Consider the following 13,951-nt stretch of genomic DNA (forward strand, 5'->3'; position numbering starts at 1 on the left):
ACGCGGCCCTGGCCCAGGCCGATGGCGATCAGGCCGTCGGCCCGCGCTACCTGGTCGGCTTCGCCGGAGAGCCCAAGGCCCAGCTCGGCGAGGAGAGCATCCGCACCGCTCAGGCCGAAGCGCGCCCACTGGCTGCTGTCGTCGGAGAGGGTGGCCTTGGAGAACACCGCATATTTCTTCAGGTCCGCCAACTGACTGTCCACAAGGTCATTCGCCATGGCCAGCAGGAACCCATCGCCCTCGGCGAGGATGCGGAAGCTGGAGGTCATGCGGCCCTTGGGCGTGCAGCGGGCGCCGAGGCTGGAATACTCGGCATCGAGGTAATTGAGGTTGCAGGTCAGCTGGCCCTGGAGGAATTTGCCGGCGTCCGCGCCACGGACGGCGAGAATCCCTTCGTGATTGAGTTCGGTGTAGAAAGCAGAGTCGGTCATCACGATTCGCTGGAAGAAAGTTAGGGGCCTCATGATAGAGCCCAGGCCCCTGCCTTGTCAGCGGGTGCCGGGGGCGCCGGGCATGCGTATAATGCCGCTCGGCTCGCGCGGTGCGTCGACTTCGCGAGCGACCCGATGTACATGAGAGGACCCCCGCAGATGACCGACGAAACCGAACTCAAACGCCTTTTCTGGCACAGCCGCCGCGGCATGCTGGAGCTGGACGTCCTGCTGGTGCCTTTCGTCCAGGAGGTCTATCCGGGGCTGCCCGCCGAGGACCAGGCGCGCTTCCGCAAGCTGCTGGAGTGCGAGGACCAGGACATGTTCGGCTGGTTCATGCAGCGCGGCGAGCCGGAAGATGCCGACCTGCGCATCATCGTTCGCATGATCCTGGACCGTGTCCAGCCGAAGTGATCCCTTCGAGTGCCGCTGGCAACCGTCCATCGGTTTGCTCGCGGCCTACCTCGCCGCGCAATCGGGCGCCGTCCTGGCGCTGCTGCTCGCGGATATCCCCCTGCACTGGAAAACCCTCGGCCTGAGCCTTTGCCTGCTGCATGCCTGCTGGGCGGTGCCGGGGCGGATTCTATTGCGCGCGCCGGATTCGCTGCGTGCGCTACGCCACAACGCCGATGGCTGGCAGTTGTGGAGCGAGCGGGAGGGGTTCCAACCGGTGCAGTTGATGCCGGACAGCCTGGCGCTGCCGGCATTGATCGTCCTGCGTTTCCGTCGTCCCGGCGACTGGCTGGCGCGCAGCGTCTGCGTCCCCGCCGACGCCCTGGCGCCGGAATTGCACCGGCGCCTGCGCGTGCGGCTGCGCTTCAGCCGCAGTAGGTGGACGGCGCCAGGATAGTGTCGCGGGCCTCGGGCAGCAGGTCCGGATAGTCCAGCGTGTAATGCAGGCCGCGGCTCTCGTGGCGCTGCATGGCGGAGTTGATGATCAGCTCGGCCACCTGCGCCAGGTTGCGCAGTTCGATCAGGTCGCGGCTGACCTTGTAGTTGGAGTAGAACTCGTCGATCTCGTCCAGCAGCAGGCGCACCCGGTGCTGGGCGCGCGCCAGGCGCTTGTTGGTGCGCACGATGCCCACGTAGTCCCACATGAAGCGCCGCAGCTCATCCCAGTTGTGGGCGATGATCACGTCTTCGTCCGAGTCGGTCACCTGGCTCGCATCCCAGCAGGGCAACGCGACCAGTTCCTGCGCCTTGGGCAGTTCGGCGAGGATGTCGGCCGCCGCGGAGCGGGCGTAGACGAAGCATTCCAGCAGCGAATTGCTGGCCATGCGGTTGGCGCCGTGCAGGCCGGTGAAGGTGGTCTCGCCGATGGCGTAGAGGTTCGGCACGTCGGTACGGCCTTGCGAATCCACCACCACCCCGCCGCAGGTGTAATGCGCCGCCGGCACCACCGGGATGGGCTCGCGGGTGATGTCGATGCCGAAGTCCAGGCAGCGCTCATAGACGGTGGGAAAGTGCTCGCGGATGAACTCGGCGGGCTTGTGGCTGATGTCCAGGTAGACGTAGTCGATACCCAGGCGCTTCATTTCGTGGTCGATGGCGCGGGCCACCACGTCGCGCGGGGCGAGTTCGCCCAGGGCATGGAAGCGCGGCATGAAGCGCTCGCCGTTGGGCAGGCGGAGCAGGGCGCCTTCCCCACGCAGCGCCTCGGTGATCAGGAAACTCTTGGCCTGCGGGTGGTACAGGCAGGTCGGGTGGAACTGGTTGAATTCCAGGTTGCCCACCCGGCAGCCGGCGCGCCAGGCCATGGCGATGCCGTCGCCGGAGTTGCCGTCCGGGTTGCTGGTATAGAGGTAGACCTTGCTGGCGCCGCCGGAAGCGAGCACGGTGAAGCGCGCGCTGAAGGTATCCACTTCGCCGCTGGATCGGTCCAGCACATAGGCGCCCAGGCAGCGCTGGCCGCTCATCCCGAGTTTGCGCTCGGTGATCAGGTCGACGGCGACCCGCTGTGACAACAGTTCGATGTTCGGCCGCTGGCGCGCCTGTTCCAGCAGCGTATTGAAGATGGCGGCGCCGGTGGCGTCGGCGGCGTGGATGATTCGCCGGTGGCTGTGGCCGCCCTCGCGGGTCAGGTGGAATTCGAAGCCGCCGTCCTCGCGCCCCGGTTCATGGTCGCGGGTAAAGGGGACGCCCTGTTCGATCAGCCACTGGATCGCCTCGCGACTGTGCTCGACGGTGAATTTCACCGCGTCCTCGCGGCACAGTCCGGCGCCGGCGACCAGGGTGTCTTCGACATGGGATTCAACGGTGTCGGTGTCGTCCAGCACGGCCGCCACCCCACCCTGGGCCCAGAAGGTGGAGCCCTGGGACAGTTCGCCCTTGCTCAGCACGGCAATCTTCAGGTGCGAAGGCAGCGTCAACGCCAGCGTCAGGCCGGCGGCCCCGCTGCCGATCACTAGGACATCGTGCTGGAAATGCTGACTCATACCCGGCTCCACAAAATGGCGCCCTAGTATATAGAAGGGGGGCACGGCACAATACTGGCGAACCAATGACACCGAAGGATTGGCTCTCAGACAGCTGCCTTAGGGCGGGGCGTTTCGTCCCGCTCGGGCTGGCCGGTCAGGCGAAAGCGGTGTTGTCGGAAATTGCCTGGGAGTCAGTCGGTTCATCGGAACTTTCTTACGAATTCCAGTTCGAACTCGGAATACCCAATCCACTTTGCGCGCAGATTGACATTGTGCGGAAGGGGAGCGGGTGTTCCGCCCGGTGCAGTTGAATTTGACAGGCTTCGGACACATGTCGGGGTCCGAATGCCGCCAATGTGAAAAAACTGTGCGGCGCATGCTTGGAGGGGAGAACTTTTGCAAAAGACCCGAGTCTATCTTGGCAGGACGATTCACCAGGGTGCTCGAAGCTCCTCCAGGTACTCAGAGGAGCATTCATGCTAACCCAGGAACAGGATCAGCAACTGGTTGAACGGGTACAGCGCGGAGACAAACGGGCTTTCGACCTGCTGGTGCTGAAGTACCAGCACAAGATTCTGGGACTTATCGTGCGGTTCGTGCACGACGCCCAGGAAGCCCAGGACGTTGCACAGGAAGCGTTCATCAAGGCGTACCGCGCCTTGGGTAACTTCCGGGGCGACAGTGCCTTTTATACCTGGCTGTACCGTATCGCCATCAACACCGCGAAGAACCATCTGGTTGCGCGCGGTCGGCGGCCGCCGGACAGCGATGTCACGGCAGAGGACGCGGAGTTCTTCGACGGCGATCACGCCCTGAAGGATATCGAGTCGCCGGAAAGAGCCATGCTGCGGGATGAGATCGAGGAAACGGTCCATCGCACCATCCAGCAGCTGCCCGATGATTTGCGCACGGCTTTGACCCTGCGTGAATTCGAAGGTCTGAGTTACGAAGATATCGCCACCGTGATGCAGTGTCCGGTGGGAACTGTCCGCTCACGGATCTTCCGTGCGCGGGAAGCGATCGACAAAGCTTTGCAGCCTTTGCTGCATGATGAAGTCTGATACAGCGGCAGAAGCCAAGAGAGGTACCGCTATGAGTCGTGAAGCCCTGCAGGAGTCGCTGTCCGCTGTTATGGATAACGAAGCGGACGAGCTGGAGCTGCGGCGTGTGCTTGCAGCCTGCGGCGAGGACGCCGAATTGCGGGCCACCTGGTCCCGCTACCAGCTGGCCAGTGCAGTGATGCACCGTGAGCCGGCAATGCCCAAGCTGGACATTGCCGCCGCCGTGTCGGCCGCGCTGGCCGATGAAGCCGCGCCGGCGCAACGCAGCCGCAATCCGTGGCGCAACGTTGGCCGCCTGGCCGTCGCCGCTTCGGTGACGCTGGCAGTGCTGGCCGGGGTGCGCCTGTACCACCAGGATGACAGTGTCGCCAGCGGCCTTGCCCAGCAAGGCGCCACTCCGCAGATCGCCCTGCCGCAAGTGCAAGGCCCGGCGGTACTGGCAGGCTACACTCAGGACGAGGCGCCGCAGGTGATCACCAATGCCCAGGGTGGGCAGACCACCTGGCATGACCAGCGTCTTCCGGGTTATCTGCGTCAACACGCGCAGCAGTCCGCCGTCAGCGGCACCGACAGCGCCCTGCCTTACGCACGCGCCGCGAGCCTGGAAAGCCGCTGATTTGCGACCTTAAGGAGCGACATGCGCGCGAAGACAGCACTGTTGTTCTTCCTCGGTGGCCTGCTGGCATTGCCAGTTCAGGCCGCCGATGCGTTGGACTGGATCAAGCGCCTCTCCGAGGCTGATCAGAAACAGAACTTCCAGGGTACTTTCATCTACGAGCGCAGCGGGGCCTTCTCCACCCACGATGTCTGGCATCGTGTGGAGAGCGACGGTTCCGTGCGCGAACGTCTGGTCCAGGTCGACGGACCGCGCCAGGAAGTGGTGCGCGTCGATGGCGCCACCCAGTGCGTAGGTGGTGGCATGTCCGGCCAGGTTTCCACGGGCGAGATGTGGCCGGCCCGCAAACTCAATCCTGCCGACCTTTCTTCCTACTACGATGTTCGCGTCGCTGGCGAGTCGCGCATTGCCGACCGTCCGGCGGTGGTGCTGGCGGTGATCCCGCGCGATCAGCACCGCTACGGCTTCGAACTGCACGTGGACAAGCAGACCGGCCTGCCGCTCAAGTCCCTGCTGCTCAACGACAAGGGCCAGATCATCGAGCGCCTGCAGTTCACCCGCCTCGACCTGTCCGCACCGGGCGATGGCGAGTTGCAGCCAGGCGCGGCCTGCAAGCCGGTGAAGGAAACCAAGGTCGCCGAAGTGAAGACCAACTGGCATTCGGAATGGGTGCCGCCGGGCTTCACGCTGAACAGCACGCTGCAGGAGCGCAGTCCGGTTTCCAATGACCAGGTCCTGTGCCTGGCCTATGGCGACGGCCTGGCGCGCTTCTCGGTGTTCCTCGAACCGCTGCACGGCGCCAAGGTCGACGATGCCCGCACCCAATTGGGCCCGACCACCGTGGTGTCCAGGCGGTTCGCCAGTGACGACGGCGGGACCATGGTGACCGTGGTCGGCGAGATACCCAGTGGCACGGCCGAACGCGTGGCGTTGTCCATGCGGCCAACGGGAGCCCAGCCACAGTGATCCACGAGCGGGGGAGGGTGATTGCGGTCGACTCTGGAGCTGTCCAGGTCGAAACGCTGCGCCGCTCCACCTGCTCGGGCTGTTCGGCCAGCACCGGCTGCGGCCATGGGCTGCTGGCGCGGCTCGGCGTTTCCCGCGGGCGTTGCACGCTGATCCTGCCGCCTCCGGCTTCATCGAGTCTTAAGCCTGGCGATGAAATCCTCCTGGGCATGGACGAAGACTTCCTGCTCAAAAGCGCCCTGCTTTTCTATCTTTCTCCTCTGATCGGCCTGTTCGCGCTGGCACTACTGGCGGCGCGCCTCGATCTGGGGGAACCTCTCATCATCGTGGCCGGGTTGGCGGGCTTCCTGCTGGCCTGGCTGCTTGTGCGCCGCTTCGCGCGGCGTCATGCGGATGATCCGGCGATGCAACCGGTTGTGCTGCGTGCGCTGGTCGGCGGGCCGCCCGGCCCTGTTTAGTGATCTTCCCAATCAACATCACGGGAGCTGTAGTCAATGCAAACCCTGAAACGCAGCATGGCTGCGCTGGTCGCCCTGCTGGCCCTGAGCCTGGCGGCCACCGCGCGGGCTGAACTACCGGACTTCACCCCGCTGGTCGAGAAAGCCTCGCCGGCGGTGGTCAACATCAGCACCACCCAGAAGATTCCCGACCGCTCCAACGCGCAGATGGGCATTCCGGACCTCGACGGCCTGCCGCCGGGCCTGCGCGAATTCTTCGAGCGCAGCATTCCCCGTGGCCAGGGCGGTCAGGGCCAGGCGCCCCGTGGCCAGCAGCGCGAGGCCCAGTCGCTGGGTTCGGGCTTCATCATTTCCGATGACGGCTACATCCTGACCAACAACCATGTGGTGGCCGACGCCGACGAGATCCTCGTGCGCCTGTCCGACCGCAGCGAGCACAAGGCCAAGCTGGTCGGCGCCGACCCGCGCAGCGACGTCGCCGTGCTGAAGATCGACGCCAAGGGCCTGCCGACGCTCAAACTGGGCGATTCCGACAAGCTGAAGGTCGGTGAGTGGGTGCTGGCCATCGGCTCGCCGTTCGGCTTCGACCATTCGGTGACCGCCGGTATCGTCAGCGCCAAGGGCCGCAGCCTGCCGAACGAGAACTACGTGCCGTTCATCCAGACCGACGTGGCGATCAACCCGGGCAACTCCGGCGGTCCGCTGCTGAACCTGCAGGGCGAGGTGGTCGGTATCAACTCGCAGATCTTCACCCGCTCCGGCGGCTTCATGGGGCTTTCTTTCGCGATCCCTATCGATGTGGCGCTGAACGTCGCCGATCAGCTGAAAGCCGGCGGCAAGGTCAACCGCGGTTGGCTGGGCGTGGTGATCCAGGAAGTGAACAAGGACCTCGCCGAATCCTTCGGTCTCGACAAGCCGGCCGGCGCCCTGGTTGCGCAGCTGGTGGAAGACGGCCCGGCGGCCAAGGGCGGCCTGCAGGTGGGTGACGTGATCCTGAGCCTGAACGGCCAGACCATCAACGAATCCGCCGACCTGCCGCATCTGGTGGGCAACATGAAGCCGGGCGACAAGGCGAGCCTGGAAGTCATCCGTGACAACAAGCGCCAGAACCTGAGCCTGACCATCGGCAGTCTGCCGGACGACGACGACGCCGTTGCCGCCGTCGAGGGCAAGGGTGCCGAGCGCAGCAGCAACCGCATGGGTGTGACCGTGGCGGAGCTGACTGCCGAGCAGCGCAAGTCCCTGGACATCAAGGGCGGCGTGGTGATCAAGGAAGTGCAGGGTGGTCCGGCAGCCATGATCGGCCTGCGTCCGGGCGATGTCATCACCCACCTGAACAACCGCGCGGTGGATTCCTCGAAAACCTTCAGCGAGATCGCCAAGGCGCTGCCGAAGGATCGCTCGATCTCCATGCGCGTACTGCGCCAGGGCCGTGCGAGCTTCATCACCTTCAAACTGACCGAGTAAGGTCGACGCACCAGAAAAGGGCGACTTCGGTCGCCCTTTTTCATGCCTGACCGTCCGGCGCGGCGTGACGCATCAGGCTGTAGTCAGGTAAACTCCCCGGCTATTTTTCGGCGGACCGCCGCCTTCAGCCTTCCGAGTGTGTTCGCCGTGAGTGACCTGAGTCATATCCGCAATTTCTCCATCATCGCCCACATCGACCATGGCAAGTCGACGCTGGCAGACCGCTTCATCCAGATGTGCGGCGGCCTGTCCGACCGCGAGATGGAGGCCCAGGTACTGGACTCCATGGACCTGGAGCGCGAGCGCGGCATCACCATCAAGGCGCACAGCGTCACCCTTCACTACAAGGCGAAGGACGGCAAGACCTACCAGCTGAACTTCATCGATACCCCCGGCCACGTCGACTTCACCTACGAAGTCAGTCGTTCGCTGGCTGCGTGCGAAGGCGCGCTGCTGGTGGTGGATGCCGGCCAGGGCGTGGAAGCGCAGTCGGTCGCCAACTGCTACACCGCCATCGAGCAGGGCCTGGAAGTGATGCCCGTGCTGAACAAGATGGACCTGCCGCAGGCCGATCCGGACCGCGTGAAGGACGAGATCGAAAGCATCATCGGCATCGACGCCACCGACGCTGTGGCCTGCTCGGCCAAGAGCGGCATGGGCGTCGACGAGGTGCTGGAGCGCCTGGTGGCGACCATTCCGTCCCCGGAAGGCAATATCGACGCGCCGCTGCAGGCGCTGATCATCGACTCCTGGTTCGACAACTACCTGGGCGTGGTCTCGCTGGTGCGTGTGAAGCACGGCCGCGTCAAGAAAGGCGACAAGATCCTGGTGAAGTCCACCGGCAAGATCCACCAGGTGGACAGTGTCGGCGTCTTCACCCCGAAGCACACCGAGACTGCGGACCTCAAGGCCGGCGAAGTGGGCTTCATCATTGCCGGCATCAAGGACATCCTGGGCGCGCCGGTGGGCGATACCCTGACCCTGAACAACACTCCCGATGTCGATGTGCTGCCGGGCTTCAAGCGCATCAAGCCGCAGGTCTACGCCGGCCTGTTCCCGGTCAGCTCCGATGACTTCGAGGACTTCCGCGAAGCCCTGCAGAAGCTGACCCTGAACGACGCCGCGCTGCAGTACGAGCCGGAAAGCTCCGAGGCCCTGGGCTTCGGCTTCCGCATCGGCTTCCTCGGCATGCTGCACATGGAGATCATCCAGGAGCGCCTGGAGCGCGAATACGACCTGGACCTGATCACCACCGCGCCGACCGTGATCTTCGAGATCGTGCAGAAGAACGGCGACATCCTCTATGTCGACAACCCGTCCAAGCTGCCCGACCTCTCGTCCATCGACGAAATGCGCGAACCGATCTGCCGCGCGACCATCCTTGTGCCTCAGGAGCACCTGGGCAACGTCATTACCCTGTGCATCGAGAAGCGCGGCGTCCAGCGCGACATGCACTTCCTCAGCGGCCAGGTCCAGGTGATCTACGACCTGCCGATGAACGAAGTGGTGCTGGACTTCTTCGACCGCCTGAAGTCCACCAGCCGTGGCTATGCTTCGCTGGACTACAGCTTCGACCGCTTCGAGCCGGCCAACCTGGTTCGCCTCGATGTGCTGATCAACGGTGAGAAGGTCGACGCCCTCGCCCTGATCGTCCACCGCGACAACGCCCCTTACAAGGGCCGTCAGCTGGTGGAGAAGATGAAGGAATTGATTCCGCGGCAGATGTTCGACGTCGCGATTCAGGCGGCCATCGGTGGGCAGATCATCGCCCGCTCGACGGTCAAGGCGCTCAGGAAGAACGTGCTGGCCAAGTGCTACGGTGGTGACGTGAGCCGTAAGCGCAAGCTGCTGGAGAAGCAGAAGGCCGGTAAGAAAAGGATGAAGCAGGTCGGTAGCGTGGAGATTCCGCAGGAAGCCTTCCTCGCTGTGCTCAAAGTGGACAGTTGAACCCTATGACCCTGAATTTCCCGCTGTTGCTGGTGATTGCCGTCGCGGTGTGCGGCGTTCTCGCCCTGGTGGACCTGGTGCTGTTCGCACCGCGCCGCCGGGCAGCCATTTCCGCCTACGAGGGCACGGTCGGCGAGCCCGACCCGGAAGTGCTGGAAAAACTGAACAAGGAGCCGGTGCTCGTCGAGTACGGCAAGTCGTTCTTCCCGGTGCTGTTCATCGTGCTGGTGCTGCGTTCGTTCCTGGTCGAGCCCTTCCAGATCCCGTCGGGGTCGATGAAGCCGACCCTGGAAGTGGGCGACTTCATCCTGGTGAACAAGTTCGCCTACGGCATCCGCCTGCCGGTGCTGGACACCAAGGTGATCCCGGTGGGTGACCCGCAGCGTGGCGATGTCATGGTGTTCCGCTACCCCAGCGACCCGAACATCAACTACATCAAGCGCGTCATCGGCGTACCGGGCGACACCATCCGCTACACCAGCGACAAGCGCCTGTACATCAACGACCAGGCCGTGGCCGAGTCGCTGGTGGGCGAGGAGCCGGGCACCCTGGGCAGCGTGACCCTGTACCAGGAGAAGCTGGGCGCCGTGGAGCACATGATCCGCAAGGAAATGACCCGCTTCCGCATCGAACCGGGCAAGCAGTGGAAAGTGCCGGCCGGCCATTACTTCATGATGGGCGACAACCGCGACAACTCCAACGACAGCCGCTACTGGAACGACCCGAAGATCCCGAAGGACCTGCTGGGCATGGTTCCGGACCGCAATATCGTCGGCAAGGCGTTCGCGGTCTGGATGAGCTGGCCGGATCCGAAGATGCGCAATCTGCCGAATTTCTCGCGAGTCGGCGTGATTCACTAAACTTGTGAGACGTTGCAGGCCGACCAGGCTGGAACGGTGCTAGAAAAAGGGCGGGGCTGCACGCGGGGAGCGAGGCAGCCCCGCTTCACTTGGATCCGCCGCGGTTGGCGGGCAAATAAGAAAGATACCGACATGAGGTCGATATGACGTACGCACGTTCGCAAAAGGGTATGTCGTTGCTGGGTTGGCTGGTCGTTCTCGCCGTCGTGGCGTTTCTCGCCAGTGCGGCGTTCAAGATCATCCCGCATTACCTGGACTACTACGCCATCGAGAAGGCCATCACCTCGGTGGAAACCGACAAGGCCGCCGAAGTGCGCAGCGTCCCGGAGTTCTACTCCTACGTGAGCAAGGCGCTGATGCTCAACAACATCCGCGACCTCAAGCTGGAAGATGCCCTGGACGTGAAGCTCGAGAACAACGAGTTCCGTGCCCACCTGAAATACGAAAAACGCGAGCCACTGGTGCAGAACATCGACCTGGTGGTCAAATTTGACAAAGAATTCCGTGTACGAATGCCGTGAGTAACAACAGTCTGGATCGACTCGAGCGCAAGCTTGGCTACACCTTCCGCGACCAGGACCTGATGGTCCTGGCGCTGACCCATCGCAGTTTCGCCGGGCGCAACAACGAGCGCCTGGAGTTCCTCGGCGACGCCATCCTCAACTTCGTCATCGGCGAAGCCCTGTTCACCCACTTTCCCCAGGCCCGCGAAGGCCAGTTGTCGCGCCTGCGTGCGCGACTGGTGAAGGGTGAGACCCTGGCCCTGCTGGCCCGCGGTTTCGAGATCGGGGATTACCTGCGACTGGGCTCGGGCGAGCTCAAAAGCGGCGGTTATCGCCGCGAGTCGATCCTGGCTGACGCCATGGAGGCGCTGATCGGCGCCATCTACCTGGACACCGGCATGGATTCCGCCCGCGAGCGGATCATGGACTGGCTCGGCCCGCAACTGCGCGAGCTGACCCCGGTGGATACCAACAAGGACCCCAAGACCCGCCTGCAGGAATTCCTGCAGTCGCGCGGGTGCGAATTGCCGCGTTACGACGTGGTGGACATCCAGGGCGAACCGCATTGCCGCACTTTCTTCGTGGAGTGCGAGGTGGCCCTGCTGAACGACAAGACCCACGGTCACGGCGGCAGCCGCCGCATCGCCGAGCAGGTGGCCGCCGCCGCTGCGCTGGCGGCCCTGGGCGTGGAGAATGGCCATGAGTGAGCACGAGCAAGACCAGCACGACCCATCCGAGCACGATGAAGCAGGAGCCGTTCGTTGCGGTTACGTCGCCATCGTCGGCCGCCCCAACGTCGGCAAGTCGACCCTGCTCAACCACATCCTCGGGCAGAAGCTGGCGATCACCTCGCGCAAGCCGCAGACCACCCGGCACACCCTGCTGGGCATCAAGACCGAGGGTGACGTGCAGGCGGTGTATGTCGACACCCCCGGCCTGCACAAGGACAACGACAAGGCGCTCAACCGCTACATGAACCGTTCGGCCAGCGCCGCGCTGAAGGACGTCGACGTGGTGATCTTCGTCGTCGACCGCAACCGCTGGACCGACGAAGACCAGATGGTCTACGACAAGGTCAAGTACGTGAGCTGCCCGGTCCTGCTGGCGGTGAACAAGGTCGACCGCATGGAAGACAAGGGCGAGCTGCTGCCGCACCTGCAGTGGCTGGCCGAGCAGTTGCCCAACGCCGAAGTCGTGCCGATTTCCGCCCAGCACGGGCAGAACCTCGACGTGCTGGAAGGCCTGGTGGCCGAGCGCCTGCCGGAAAATGACCACTTCTTCCCCGAAGACCAGATCACCGACCGCAGCAGCCGCTTCCTCGCCGCCGAACTGGTGCGCGAGAAGATCATGCGCCAGCTGGGCGCGGAGCTGCCGTACCAGGTCGCCGTGGAGATCGAAGAGTTCAAGCAGGACGGTCCGATCCTGCACATCCACGCGCTGATCTTGGTGGAACGCGACGGCCAGAAGAAGATCATCATCGGCGACAAGGGCGAGCGCATCAAAAGCATCGGCCAGAATGCCCGCAAGGACATGGAAGTGCTGTTCGACTCCAAGGTCATGCTCAACCTCTGGGTGAAGGTGAAAGGCGGCTGGTCCGACGACGAGCGCGCACTGCGTTCGCTGGGCTACGGCGACCTCTGACCTTCGGCGCCCCGCGAGCACTCGCGGGGCGCATCCTCCGGGCACCTGAGCGCGCCCGCCTCCCGACTCCCACTCCAGGCGCAGCGCCATGAGCCTCGCTTCTACAGCCCAAGCCGCCTTCGTCCTGCACAGCCGTCCCTACAAGGAAACCAGCGCGCTGGTGGATTTCTTCACCCCGCAGGGGCGCCTGCGCGCCGTCCTGCGTGGCGCAAGGGGCAAGGCGGGTGCGCTGGCGCGACCGTTCGTGCCGCTGGAAGCCGAGTTCCGCGGGCGCAGCGACCTGAAGAACGTCGTGCGCCTGGAGCCCCATGGCATCCCCAACCTGCTCAGTGGCGAAGCGTTGTTCAGCGGCCTGTACCTGAACGAGCTGATGATCCGCCTGCTGCCGGCGGAAGACCCGCACCCGGTGCTGTTCGAGCATTACCGTGCGACGCTGCCGTTGCTGGCGGCCGGGAGTCCGTTGGAGCCGCTGCTGCGCTCCTTCGAATGGCGGCTGCTGGACGACCTGGGCTATGGTTTTTCCTTGGACACCGATATCGTCGGCCAGGCTGTGGCGCCCGATGGTCTCTACCGCCTGCAGCCAGACTCGGGCCTCGAACCGGTCGGCAGTCTGCAGCCCGGGCTGTTCCACGGTGCCGATCTGCTGGCCATGGCCGAAGCCGACTGGAGCGCACCCGGCGCCCTGGCGGCGGCCAAGCGCCTGATGCGCCAGGCCCTGGCGCCCCATCTTGGCGGCCGACCGCTGGTCAGCCGCGAGCTCTTCATGAATCGCAAGGACAACTCCCGTGACTGAAGCCAACCGTATCCTGCTCGGCGTGAACATCGACCACGTCGCCACCCTGCGCCAGGCCCGCGGCACCCGTTATCCCGACCCGGTGAAAGCCGCGCTGGACGCCGAGGAAGCCGGCGCCGACGGCATCACCGTGCACCTGCGCGAAGATCGCCGGCACATCCAGGACCGCGACGTGCGCGTGCTGGCCGAAGTGCTGCAGACCCGCATGAATTTCGAGATGGGCGTCACCGAGGAGATGATGAAGTTCGCCGAGATCATCCGCCCGGCGCACGTCTGCCTGGTTCCGGAGACCCGCCAGGAACTGACTACCGAAGGCGGCCTGGACGTCGCCGGCCAGGAAGCGCGCATCCGCGAAGCGGTCCAACGCCTGGCCGCCGCCGGCTGCGAGGTGTCGCTGTTCATCGATCCGGACCAGCGCCAGATCGAAGCCTCCGCACGCATTGGCGCGCCGGCGGTGGAGCTGCACACCGGCCGTTATGCCGACGCGCACAACCCGGCCGAAGCGGCCCATGAGCTGGCGCGCATCCGCGATGGCGTGGAGTTCGGCTTGTCCCATGGTTTGATCGTCAACGCCGGCCATGGCCTGCATTACCACAATGCCGAGCCGGTCGCGGCGATCGCCGGGATCAACGAGCTGAACATCGGCCATGCCATCGTCGCCCATGCGCTGTTCGTGGGCTTCAAGCAGGCGGTTGCGGAGATGAAGGCGCTGATCGTGGCGGCGAACTGGTGCTGGAAACCCTGGTGGTGGAAGGCGACGTGAACACCGTGTTGGTGCCCGAGGACCGTTA

The 13,951-nt window shown here is 64.5% G+C and carries 15 protein-coding genes and 2 pseudogenes; 15 read left to right on the top strand and 2 right to left on the bottom strand.

Translation table 11 applies throughout. The features are described from left to right. Nucleotides 1-431: YgfZ/GcvT domain-containing protein (locus tag ACCC94_RS21225; RefSeq protein WP_413351511.1), on the bottom strand; the 431-nt coding region annotated here is incomplete at its 3' end. 159 nt (nt 432-590) lie between these two features. On the opposite strand from ACCC94_RS21225, the gene ACCC94_RS21230 reads away from it, so the two are divergent. Both ACCC94_RS21230 and ACCC94_RS21235 read left to right on the top strand, forming a co-directional pair. Next, complete coding sequence (locus tag ACCC94_RS21230; RefSeq protein WP_017516651.1) at nt 591-845, top strand: succinate dehydrogenase assembly factor 2; 255 nt, start codon at nt 591-593, stop codon at nt 843-845. Further along, a complete protein-coding gene (locus tag ACCC94_RS21235) occupies nt 829-1,281 on the top strand; it encodes a protein YgfX (protein ID WP_413351512.1) in 453 nt (150 codons plus the stop codon). Before ACCC94_RS21230 ends, ACCC94_RS21235 begins: the two co-directional genes overlap by 17 nt. On the opposite strand, the gene nadB is transcribed toward ACCC94_RS21235, so the two are convergent. Continuing rightward, nucleotides 1,250-2,866 (bottom strand): L-aspartate oxidase, encoded by a 1,617-nt coding sequence (gene nadB / locus ACCC94_RS21240; RefSeq protein WP_413351514.1) that lies wholly within the window; start codon nt 2,864-2,866, stop codon nt 1,250-1,252. The two genes, ACCC94_RS21235 and nadB, sit on opposite strands and share 32 nt — an antisense overlap. Before the next feature lie 458 nt (nt 2,867-3,324). On the opposite strand from nadB, the gene rpoE reads away from it, so the two are divergent. The 13 genes and pseudogenes from rpoE to ACCC94_RS21305 all read left to right on the top strand — a co-directional run. Next, nucleotides 3,325-3,909, top strand: a complete 585-nt coding sequence (rpoE, locus tag ACCC94_RS21245) for an RNA polymerase sigma factor RpoE (RefSeq protein WP_017516654.1) — start codon at nt 3,325-3,327, stop codon at nt 3,907-3,909. A gap of 31 nt (nt 3,910-3,940) precedes the next feature. Beyond that, on the top strand, nt 3,941-4,525 hold the full coding sequence (locus ACCC94_RS21250) for a sigma-E factor negative regulatory protein (RefSeq protein WP_413351515.1): 585 nt from the start codon (nt 3,941-3,943) through the stop codon (nt 4,523-4,525). Nucleotides 4,526-4,546: 21 nt separating this feature from the next. Then, nucleotides 4,547-5,491 (top strand): MucB/RseB C-terminal domain-containing protein, encoded by a 945-nt coding sequence (locus ACCC94_RS21255; RefSeq protein ID WP_413351516.1) that lies wholly within the window; start codon nt 4,547-4,549, stop codon nt 5,489-5,491. After that, nucleotides 5,488-5,949: a SoxR reducing system RseC family protein gene (locus ACCC94_RS21260; protein WP_413351517.1), complete on the top strand. Its 462-nt coding sequence runs from the start codon at nt 5,488-5,490 to the stop codon at nt 5,947-5,949. Before ACCC94_RS21255 ends, ACCC94_RS21260 begins: the two co-directional genes overlap by 4 nt. Before the next feature lie 36 nt (nt 5,950-5,985). Then, nucleotides 5,986-7,416, top strand: coding sequence for a DegQ family serine endoprotease (locus tag ACCC94_RS21265; protein ID WP_413351518.1), 1,431 nt, complete (start codon nt 5,986-5,988; stop codon nt 7,414-7,416). A gap of 147 nt (nt 7,417-7,563) precedes the next feature. After that, nucleotides 7,564-9,363: a translation elongation factor 4 gene (gene lepA, locus ACCC94_RS21270; protein ID WP_413351519.1), complete on the top strand. Its 1,800-nt coding sequence runs from the start codon at nt 7,564-7,566 to the stop codon at nt 9,361-9,363. Between the two features lie 5 nt (nt 9,364-9,368). Next, on the top strand, nt 9,369-10,223 hold the full coding sequence (gene lepB / locus ACCC94_RS21275) for a signal peptidase I (protein ID WP_017517393.1): 855 nt from the start codon (nt 9,369-9,371) through the stop codon (nt 10,221-10,223). 143 nt (nt 10,224-10,366) lie between these two features. Continuing rightward, nucleotides 10,367-10,744, top strand: coding sequence for a DUF4845 domain-containing protein (locus ACCC94_RS21280; RefSeq protein WP_413351520.1), 378 nt, complete (start codon nt 10,367-10,369; stop codon nt 10,742-10,744). After that, entirely contained in the window at nt 10,741-11,433 is a 693-nt protein-coding gene (gene rnc, locus ACCC94_RS21285) for a ribonuclease III (protein ID WP_017517395.1), read from the top strand. The genes ACCC94_RS21280 and rnc overlap by 4 nt, the downstream gene beginning before the upstream one ends. After that, nucleotides 11,426-12,367 (top strand): GTPase Era, encoded by a 942-nt coding sequence (gene era / locus ACCC94_RS21290; protein WP_413351521.1) that lies wholly within the window; start codon nt 11,426-11,428, stop codon nt 12,365-12,367. The genes rnc and era overlap by 8 nt, the downstream gene beginning before the upstream one ends. Before the next feature lie 88 nt (nt 12,368-12,455). Next, a complete protein-coding gene (recO, locus tag ACCC94_RS21295; RefSeq protein WP_413351523.1) occupies nt 12,456-13,160 on the top strand; it encodes a DNA repair protein RecO in 705 nt (234 codons plus the stop codon). Continuing rightward, nucleotides 13,153-13,884: pseudogene (gene pdxJ, locus ACCC94_RS21300) on the top strand (pyridoxine 5'-phosphate synthase); the annotation flags it as partial. The gene recO and the pseudogene pdxJ, both read left to right, overlap by 8 nt. Further along, nucleotides 13,875-13,951, top strand: a pseudogene (locus ACCC94_RS21305) (DUF1698 domain-containing protein); the annotation flags it as partial. The pseudogenes pdxJ and ACCC94_RS21305, both read left to right, overlap by 10 nt.

The sequence above is a fragment of the Pseudomonas sp. Pseusp97 genome (assembly GCF_047304025.1).
Classification (GTDB): Bacteria; Pseudomonadota; Gammaproteobacteria; order Pseudomonadales; family Pseudomonadaceae; genus Pseudomonas.